The sequence below is a fragment of the Lentzea californiensis genome (genome assembly GCF_024648825.1).
GTDB classification, from domain to species: domain Bacteria; phylum Actinomycetota; class Actinomycetes; order Mycobacteriales; family Pseudonocardiaceae; genus Lentzea; species Lentzea californiensis.
Window position 1 is genome coordinate 90,471 of record NZ_JANBBE010000020.1, and the last position, 9,783, is coordinate 100,253.

The 9,783-nt window shown below is 72.7% G+C and carries 1 protein-coding gene and 2 pseudogenes; all 3 read right to left on the minus strand.

Annotated elements, in window-relative coordinates:
• Positions 1–17 precede the first annotated feature (17 nt).
• A complete protein-coding gene (locus LX88_RS44800) occupies positions 18–752 on the minus strand; it encodes an acyl carrier protein (protein WP_443674886.1) in 735 nt (244 codons plus the stop codon).
• A gap of 3 nt (positions 753–755) precedes the next feature.
• Positions 756–4,481, minus strand: a pseudogene (locus tag LX88_RS41395) (type I polyketide synthase); the annotation flags it as partial.
• Positions 4,478–9,781: pseudogene (locus LX88_RS41400) on the minus strand (type I polyketide synthase); the annotation flags it as partial. The pseudogenes LX88_RS41400 and LX88_RS41395, both read right to left, overlap by 4 nt.
• Positions 9,782–9,783: the final 2 nt, after the last annotated feature.

Consider the following 9,783-nt stretch of genomic DNA (forward strand, 5'->3'; position numbering starts at 1 on the left):
AGATCACGAGCGCCGGCTCAGGTGCCGAGCTGTTGGTCGATGAAGGCGAAGAGCTCGTCGTCGGACGCCTCGGTGAGGTCGGTCCGCGCCACAGCTCCGCGAGAAGGCGTTGGTGCGGTGCCGAACTCCGCGACGAGCGCGTGCAGGCGCTCCAGGACGGCGGCGCGCGCCTCGCTGCCGGCGTCGAGACCGCCGAGCAGGTCGCCGGCCCTGTCGAGGTCGCGCAGCAAGGCGTCCGCCGCGCGCTCGGGGCCCGCCACCTCCGCCCACAGGTAGTCCGCGAGCGCCAGCGGTGTCGGGTGGTCGAAGATCAGGGTCGACGGCACCGACAACGACGCCGACGCGTCCAGGCGGTTGCGCAGTTCGACCGCGGTCAGCGAGTCGAAACCGAGCTCGCTGAAGGCGCGGTCCGGTTCGATCGTCGTGCCGCTCGGGTGTCCCAGGACCTTGGCGACGACCTCGCGGACCAGGTCGAGCAGCACCCGGCGCTGCTCGGGCTCGATGAGCCCGGCGAGCCGTTCGCGCAGGTCGGGTCCCACGGCATTGGCGGGACCCTCCGCCTGCCTGCGGGGGATCTCCGCGAGGACCGGTGCCGGTCGCGCGGTGTCCAGGTAGGCGGGCCAGTCGAAGTCCGCCACGGTCACCGCGACGTCGCCCGCGGCCAGCGACTCGAACAGCGCGTCGACGGCGGCCCGCGGAGCCATCGGCCGCAGTCCCATCCGGCGCACGCCTTCGTCGACCACACCGGCCATGCCGCCCTCGGCCCACGGCCCCCACGCCACCGCCGTGGCGGGCAACCCGTCGAAACGGCGCTGTTCGGCCAGTGCGTCGAGGTGCGCGTTGGCGGCGGCATAGGCGGCCTGGCCGCCGTTGCCGAGCACTCCGGCGACGGAGGAGTACAGGACGAACGCGTCCAGGTCGAGGTGTTGGGTGAGGTCGGCGAGGTGGTGGGCGGTGTCGACCTTGGGCCTGGAGACGGCGTCGAACCTCTCCGGCGTGAGACCCGCGATCAGACCGTCGTCCAGCACTCCGGCGGTGTGCACGACGACCCGCAGGTCGTCCAGCTCCGACACGATCGGGGCCAACGCCTCGCGGTCGGCCGCGTCACAGGCGTGAATGCTCACCCGCGCACCGAGTTCGGTGAGTTCCGCGGCGAGCTCCCGTGCTCCGGGAGCGTCCTCTCCGCGGCGGGACAACAGGACCAGGCGCTGCGTGCCCGCCTCGACCAGCCGCCTGGCGATCACCGCGCCGAGCGCACCCGTGCCACCGGTGACCAGCGCGGTACCGCTCGTGGTCCAGGTTCCCGAATCGGGCACAGCGGGATCGGCTGGCACGAGGCGCCGGGCGTGCACACCGGACGTGCGGATCGCGACCTCGTCCTCGCCGCCGGACAGGACCTCCAGCAGCCGTGCGACGGAGCGGGCGTCCGGAACCTCCGGCAGGTCGACGCAGCCACCCCAGGAACGGGGTTGCTCGATCACCGCGACCCGGCCGACACCCCACACCTCGGCCTGCTGGGGCGAGGCGACACGCTCCTGCCCGCCGACCGCGACCGCTCCCCTTGTGGCACACCACAGCCGGGTGTTCTCCCGCAGCAACGCCGCGGCCGCCCTGCCGTTGCAGGGAAAGGCGAGGACGTTGCCCTCGCGGGCGTCGGCGGCGCTGACGACGGTGGTCCCCAGTGCTTCCGCGGCGGCCTGCGCCCAGGTGTCGTCCTGGTCCGCCACGACGGTCCACGGTCCGGCCGGCGTGCCTGCCGTGGCCGGGACGGGTGTCCACCGGATGCGGTGGCGCCAGCCGCTCGGTCGCTCGACCGGTTCGGGCGCGAGCCAGAACCGTTCCCGCTCGAACGGGTAGGTCGGGAGGTCGACCGGTTCGGCACCGGTGCCCGCGAAGATGCCGTGCCAGTCGAGCTTGACGCCGTGGGCGAACAGGGTGGCCTGCGCCTGCGCGGCGGTGGTGACCTCGTCGCGGTTCTTGCGCTGCACGGGCAGGAAAAGCCCATCGGGCACGCAGTCGGCGCCCAGCGCGGACAGTGCCGCGTCCGGGCCGATCTCCACGAAGCGGCGGACACCCGCGGCGTGCAGGGTGGCCATGCCCTCGGCGAAGCGGACGGTGCCGCGGACGTGCCGCACCCAGTACTCCGGGTCGGTGACCTGGTCCGCGGTGGCGACCGCGCCGGTGAGGTTGGAGATCAGCGGGATGCGCGGCGCGGCGTACTCGACGTCACGGGCGATCTCCCGGAACCCGGCGAGCATGCCGTCCATGAGGTGCGAGTGAAAGGCGTGGCTCACCGCGAGCCGCTTGGAGCGCTCGAACCGGCCGGCCATCTCGGCGACGGTCTCCTCGTCACCCGACAGCACGAGCGACCGAGGGCCGTTGACCGCCGCGATGCTCACGCCCGGCAGCAGCTCGATCTCGGACTCCGCGGCCCTGACCGCGACCATCGCGCCGCCCGCCGGCAGCGCCTGCATGAGCTTGCCGCGGGCGGCGACCAGCCTCGCGGCGTCCTCCAGCGACCACACGCCCGCGAGGTGCGCGGCGGTCAGCTCGCCGATGGAGTGGCCGAGCAGGTAGTCGGGCCGCACGCCCCACGACGTCACGAGCTCCGCGAGCGCGACCTCGAACGCGAACAGGGCGGGCTGGGTCACCGCCGTCTGGTCGAGGGCTTCCTGCTCGGTGCCGTGCACGACGTCCAGCAGGGAGAAGCCGGTGTGCTTGTCGAGGTGTGCCGCCACCTCGGCGAGCTTCTCCGCGAACACCGGGTAGGCGGACAGCTCGCGTCCCATGCCGAGCCGCTGCGCTCCCTGGCCGGTGCACAGGAACGCGACCTTTCCGGTGGTCCGTGTGCCGGTGACCACCTCGGGCGCCGGTGCACCCGACGCCAGCGCGGCCAGCCCCTCCTCCCCGAAGACCACCGCGCGGTGCGCGAGCGCGGCGCGGCCGGTGGCGAGGGTGAAGGCGACGTCCACGGGGTCGAGACCGGGCACCCGGCGCGCCAGGCGCTCCGCTTGCCGGCGTACGGCCTCGGCGGTGGTCCCCGAGAGCACCCAGGGGACGCGGGGCGGCGGTTCGGCGGCGCGCACGGGGGCCGTTCGCGCCGGTGCCTCGCGGAGGATGACGTGGGAGTTGGTGCCGCTGATGCCGAACGACGACACCGCCGCGGTGCGGGGGTGTCCGGCGGCGGGCCAGTCGCGGTGCTCGGTGAGCAGGCGCCCGTTGCCCGAGTCCCACGAGATGGCCGGCGAGCGCTCGGTGACGTGCAGCGTGCGCGGCAGCTCGCCGCGGCGCAGCGCCTCGACCATCTTGATGATCCCGGCGGCTCCGGCGGCGGACTGGGTGTGACCGATGTTGGACTTGATCGAGCCGAGCCAGAACGGCTTCTCGCGGTCCTGGCCGTAGGTGGCCAGCAGGGCGTCGGCCTCGATCGGGTCGCCGAGCTCGGTGCCGGTGCCGTGCGCCTCGATGACGTCCACCTCGCCGGCGGGCAACCGGGCGTCGGCGAGCGCGGCACGGATGACGCGCTGCTGCGACGGGCCGTTGGGCGCGGTGAGACCGTTGGACGCACCGTCCTGGTTGACCGCGGAGCCCTGGATCACCGCGAGCACGTGGTGACCGTTGCGCTCGGCGTCCTCGAGCTTCTCCAGCAGCAGGATTCCGGCGCCCTCGCCGAAGCCGGTGCCGTCGGCGGAGGCGGAGAAGGACTTGCAGCGGCCGTCCGGGGAAAGCGCGCGCTGCCGGGAGAACTCGACGTAGGTGTCGGCGACGGCCATGACGCACACACCGCCGGCGAGGGCCATCGAGCACTCGCCCGTGCGCAGCGCCTGAACGGCCAGGTGGACGGCGACCAGCGACGACGAGCAGGCGGTGTCGACCGTCAGCGCCGGGCCCTCCAGGCCCAGGGTGTAGGCCACGCGACCGGACAGGACGCTGCCCTGGGTCCCGTTGCCCAGGAAGCCCTCGACGCCTTCGGGCAGCTCCCCGACGCCGACGCCGTAGTCGCTGTACATGAGCCCCGCGAACACTCCGGTCGCGCTGCCCTTGAGCGTCGTCGGGTCGATGCGCGCGTGCTCCACGGCCTCCCAGCTGACCTGCAGCATGAGCCGTTGCTGCGGATCCATGGCCAACGCCTCACGCGGCGAGATCCCGAAGAAGGCCGGGTCGAAGTCGCCTGCGTCGTGCAGGAAGCTCCCCTCGCGGGAGTACGAGGTGCCGCGGTGGTCGGGATCGGGGTGGAACAGCTCGCCGAGGTTCCAGCCGCGGTCGGCCGGAAACCCCGACACCGCGTCGGTGCCGTTCGCGACCAGGTCCCACAGCGCTTCCGGCGAGTCGACGCCGCCGGGATACCGGCAGGCCATGCCGATGATCGCGACCGGCGCGTGGGCGTCGTCGGCCAGCTTCCGGTTGCGCGCGGCCAGCCTGGTGCTCTCCTTGACCGACTCCCGCAGTGCTGCGACCAGTTCTTCGTTGGAGGGCATCAGGAGTTCTCCGAACCAGGGGTGAGTGACACGAACTCGTCTTGGGCGGCCGCCATGACGCGCTTCACCAGTTCGTCGGCGTCCATCTCGTCGATCAGGCCGGCCTCGGGGGACACCTCGGCGGCGACCAGGTCGTCCGGCTCGGCGTCCGGCTCGGCGAGTCCCGGCAGCAGCGAGAGGACGAAGACGGCGACCGCGCGCGGCGACGGGTGGTCGAAGACGACCGTGGCGGCCAGGCGCAGGCCGAACATCGAGTTGAGCCTGTTGCGCAGGTTCACGGAGCTGAGCGAGTCGAAGCCCAGCTCGGTGAACGCGCGTTCCGGGTCGATCAGCGCTCCGGAGCTGTGCCCCAGCACGTCGGCGACCTGGTCCAGCACGGCTTCCAGGACCGTGTCCTGCCGTTCTGCCGCAGGCAGTGCAGCCAGGCGTTCGACGAGGGAGAGGTCCCGCGCCTCGCGCGAGGTCGCGTTGCGCCGTACGGCCGTGCGCACCAGGCCGCGCAGGACGGCCGGGACCTCGGTGGTGCGCGCCAGGCGGTTCAGCACGGTGAAATCGATCTTCACCGGGACTGCCAGTGCTTCGTCCGACGCCAGTGCGGCGTCGAAGGCGCGCATGCCTTCCGCGCGGTCCAGTGAGCCGAAGCCGTCGCGGCCGAGGCGATCCGTCTGGGCTTCGTCGAGGTGAACCGTCAGACCCCGCTCCTGCTGCCACGGTCCCCAGGCCAGTGACCGCGCGGCGAGCCCGCGGGCGCGGCGGTAGGCGGCCAGCGCGTCCAGGAAGCAGTTGGCCGCGGCGTAGCTGCCCTGGCCGGGAGAACCGAGGACGCCGGCGGCCGAGGAGTACAGGACGAAGTGCTGAAGGCCCAAGTCCTTCGTGAGCTCGTGGAGGTGCCACGCCGCGTCGACCTTCGGGACGAGCACTCCTTCGAGTCGTTCCGGGGTGATCGCGGTGACGACACCGTCGTCGAGCACACCCGCGACGTGGACCACGCCGGTCAGCGGGTGCCCGGCCGGGATGCGGCCGAGCACGGCGGCGACGTCCTGCCGATCGGCGGCGTCGCAGCGCTCCACGACGACCTGTGCGCCCAGAGCCGTCAGTTCGTCGCACAGCTCCACCGCTCCTGGCGCGTCGAGCCCGCGGCGGCTGGTCAGGACCAGGTGCCGGACGCCGTGCTCGGTCACCAGGTGCCGGGCGGCCAGCGCTCCCAGGTCGCCGGTGCCACCGCTGATCAGCACGGTGCCGTCCGGGTCCCACGTCGCCGGGTCGGCGGCGGCGGTCACGGGAACGAGACGCGGCACGACCAGTTCGCCACCGCGTGCGGCGACCTGGGGCTCACCGGTGGCAACGGCCTCGCCGACCGCCTCGGCCGGACCGTCGAAGAGGACGAACCTGCCGGGGTTCTCCGACTGGGCTGAGCGGACCAGGCCCCACACCGCGGCGGAGGCCGGGCACGGTGCGCCGGGATCGGTCGCGCCGCTGGTCCGCACGACCAGGGTCGCCGCGGCGAACCGGTCGTCCTCCAGCCAGCGGTGCAGGACGCCCAGCACGGTCGCGGTGAGCCGGTGGGTGTCGTCGACCGGGTCGTCGCCGGACAGCGCCGGGTACACGACGTGCCCTTCGACGGCGCCGTCGGCAGGCACGTCGGAGTAGTCCGTCCAGGGCTGGGCGTTCTGAGCCCGCGTGCCCTGCCATTCGACCGCGTACAGGTTCTCCCGCGCGTCCGAGCCGCGCAGTTGTTCCGCGGTGACGGGCCGGACGGCGATCGACTCGACGGAGATCACCGGCTGCCCGGCGTCGTCCACCGCGGAAAGCGCTCCCGAGCTCCCGTCCGCGCCCGTCAGCCGCACCCTCAGCGTGCGCGCACCGGTGGCGTGCAACGAGACGCCGCCCCAGGAGAACGGGAGTGCGGCGGTCTCGTCCGCGCCGGGAGCCAGGAACAGGGTGTGCAGCGCCGCGTCGAGCAGGGCCGGGTGGATCGTGAAGCCGTCGGCACCGGCGTCCGGCAGGGCCACCTCGGCGAAGATCTCGCCGTCCCGCCGCCACACCGCCCGCAGTCCCTGGAACACGGGACCGTAGTCGAACCCGGAGTCGGCCAGGCGGGGGTAGAAGCCGTCAAGGGCGACGGGAGCGGCACCTCTGGGCGGCCACTCCCCCGGTGCCCAGTCGGTGGTGGTGGCGGTGGGCCGCAGCCATCCGTCCGCGTGACGGGTCCACGTCTGCCCCGCGGGGGGCCGGCTGTGGACGGAGATCGGCCGGCGGCCGTCCTCGTCGGCGTCACCGACGACCACCTGAAGTGCCAGGGAAGCGTCCGAGCTCAGCAGCACCGGCGCGTGCAGGGTCAGTTCCTCGACCGTCCGGCACCCGACCTCGTCACCGGCGCGGATCGCCAGCTCGACCAGCGCCGCCCCCGGCACGATCACCGTGCCCATGACGGCGTGGTCGGCCAGCCACGTGTGGGAGGAGAGCGACACCCGTCCGGCGAACAACGCCCCGTCGCCGTCCGCGGGCAGGATCGCCGCCTCGAGCACCGGGTGCTCCGCAGAGACCAGCCCGATCGAGGTCAGGTCGGCGGGAGCGTCGTCGTTCGCGAGCCAGTACGGGCTGTTCTGGAACGCGTAGGTGGGTACGTCGACGCGACGAGCCCCCGTGGCGCCGAAGAAAGCGGTCCAGTCGATCCGCGCTCCGCTGATGTGCAGCCGCGCCACCATCGTGGCCAGGTCCAGGTCCTCGGCGTGGTCCTTGCGCAGGGACGAGACGAACTCGGCGGCGTCCGGCCGCTCCACGATCTCCATCGCGGCCGCGGTCAGCACTCCGTTGGGCCCCACCTCGACGTAGCGGGTGACGCCTTCCCGTTCGAGCAGGCTCACGGCGTCGGTGAACCGGACGGGCCGGCGGATGTGCCGGACCCAGTACTGCGGATCGCTCACCTCGGCCGCGCTGACCTGCTTGCCCGTGAGGGTGGAGATGATCGGGACGCGCGGCGCGGAGTACGTCAGCTCCGCGGTCGCCCGGCCGAACTCGTCGAGGATGCCGTCCATCAGCGCCGAGTGCGACGCGTGGCTGACAGCGAGCTTCTTGGCCTTGCGGCCCCTGTCCTTGAACCGCTGGGCGATGGCCATGGCGGTCTCCTCGTCACCGGAGATCACCACCGAGGTCGGTCCGTTCAGCGCCGCGAACCCCACCAGGCCGGTCAGCTCGGGCGCGACCTCCTCCTCCGAGGCCTGGATCGCCACCATCGCGCCGCCCGGCGGCAGCGAGTTCATCAACCGGCCGCGGATCGCGACGATGCGCGCGGCGTCGGCCAGCGACCAGACGCCGGCGACGTGTGCCGCGGCGAACTCACCGATGGAGTGCCCCGCCACGAAGTCCGGGGCGACACCGAAGGACTCCAGCAGCCGTGCCACCGAGACCTCGACGGCGAACAACGCGGGCAGCATGTAGTCGATCCGGTCGAGCAGGGCGGAGTCCTCCGCGAACATCACGTCGCGCAGCGGCTGTGGGAGGTGGGCGTCGAACTCCCCCGCCACGGCGTCGAAGATGGCGGCGAACGAGGGGTGCGCCGCGCACAGGCTGCGGCCCATGCCCAGGTACTGCGCCCCTCCGCCGGTGAACAGGAAGGCGGTCTTGCCGTTGCTCGCGCTGCCGTGCAGGACCTGGTCGCTCCTGCCGCCCTCGGCGAGGACGGCCAGGCCGTCGAGGAGGCCGCGCCGGTCGCCGGCGAGAACGACTCCCCGCTCGGCGAGCGCGGTCCGGCCGGTGGCGAGCGAGTACGCGATGTCGAGCGGGCTCGCGGCGGGATCGGCGTCCACTGTGGACCGAAGGCGCCTGGCCTGCGCCGCCAGCGCCTCGCGGTTCGTCCCGGACAGCACGACGGGAACGGGCGGATGGTCGCCGGAGCGGTCCTCGGCGGCCACTTCGGCGGGCACCTCTTCGAGGATCAGGTGGGCGTTGGTTCCCGAGATGCCGAAGGACGACACGCCGGCGCGGCGCGGCTGGTCGTGCCGAGGCCACGCCTGGGCCTGTGTCAGCAGCTCGACGGAACCCGACTCCCAGTCCACGAACGGCGTCGGGGTGTCGACGTGCAGGGTCTTGGGCAGCGTGTCGTGTTGCAACGCCATCACCATCTTGATGACGCTGCCGACGCCCGCGGCGCACTGCGTGTGGCCGATGTTGGACTTCAGCGAGCCCAGCCACAGCGGCCGGTCACCGGGGCGGTCCTGCCCGTAGGTCGCGAGGACCGCCTCTGCCTCGATCGGATCTCCGAGCCGGGTGCCGGTGCCGTGCGCCTCGACCACGTCGACGTCCCTGGTCGACAGCCGGGCGTCGGCGAGCGCCTGCGCGATGACGTTCTTCTGCGCGGGTCCGCTGGGTGCGGTGAGCCCGTTCGACGCACCGTCCTGGTTGATCGCCGAACCCCTGACGACCGCGAGCACCTTGCGGCCGTTGCGCCGGGCGTCGGAGAGCCTTTCGAGCATCACCATGCCGACGCCCTCGGACCAGCCGGTGCCGTCGGCGGCTTCGGCGAACGACTTGCACCGCCCGTCGGGCGACAGACCGCGCTGACGCGAGAACTCGACGAAGACGCCGGGCCCGCCCATGATGTTCGCGCCACCCGCCAGAGCGAGGTCGCACTCACCGCTGCGCAGCGCCTGCACGGCCAAGTGCATCGCCACGAGCGACGACGAGCAGGCGGTGTCCACCGAGACGGCGGGGCCTTCGAGCCCGAGGCTGTAGGCGATCCGGCCGGAGTGCACGGAGCACGTGGTGCCGGTGAGGAGGTACCCCTCCACGTTCAGGGCCTGTTCGTGCAGCCGCGGCCCGTACTCCTGCGACGAGACGCCGGCGTACACGCCCGTCTTGGTGCCGGCCAGCGAGCCGGGGGCGATGCCCGCCCGCTCGATCGTCTCCCACGTGACCTGCAGCAGCAGGCGTTGCTGCGGGTCCATCGCCAGTGCCTCACGCGGGGAGATGCCGAAGAAGTCCGCGTCGAACTGGTCCGCCGTGTGCACGAAGCCACCGGTGGTCGCGTAGCTGCTGCCGGAGGCCTCCGGATCGGCGTCGAACAACCCGTCCAGGTCCCACCCGCGGTTGGTCGGGAACGAGGAGATCCCTTCCCGTTCCTCGTCGACCAGTCGCCACAGGTCCTCGGGACTCTCGACGTCACCGGGATAGCGGCAGGCCATCCCGACGATCGCGATCGGTTCCCTGTCGCGGGACTCGGCCTGGCGCAGGCGCGTCCTGGTCTGCTGAAGGTCCGCGGTGAGCTTCTTCAGCAGGCCGACCAGCTTTTCTTGATCCGCCATCT

Excerpts from the sequence above, each read along its gene's own strand:
- LX88_RS44800 (WP_443674886.1), bottom strand. The coding sequence starts at position 752 with ATGGCCGGTGTGGTCGACGAAGGCGTGCGCCGGATGGGACTGCGGCCG.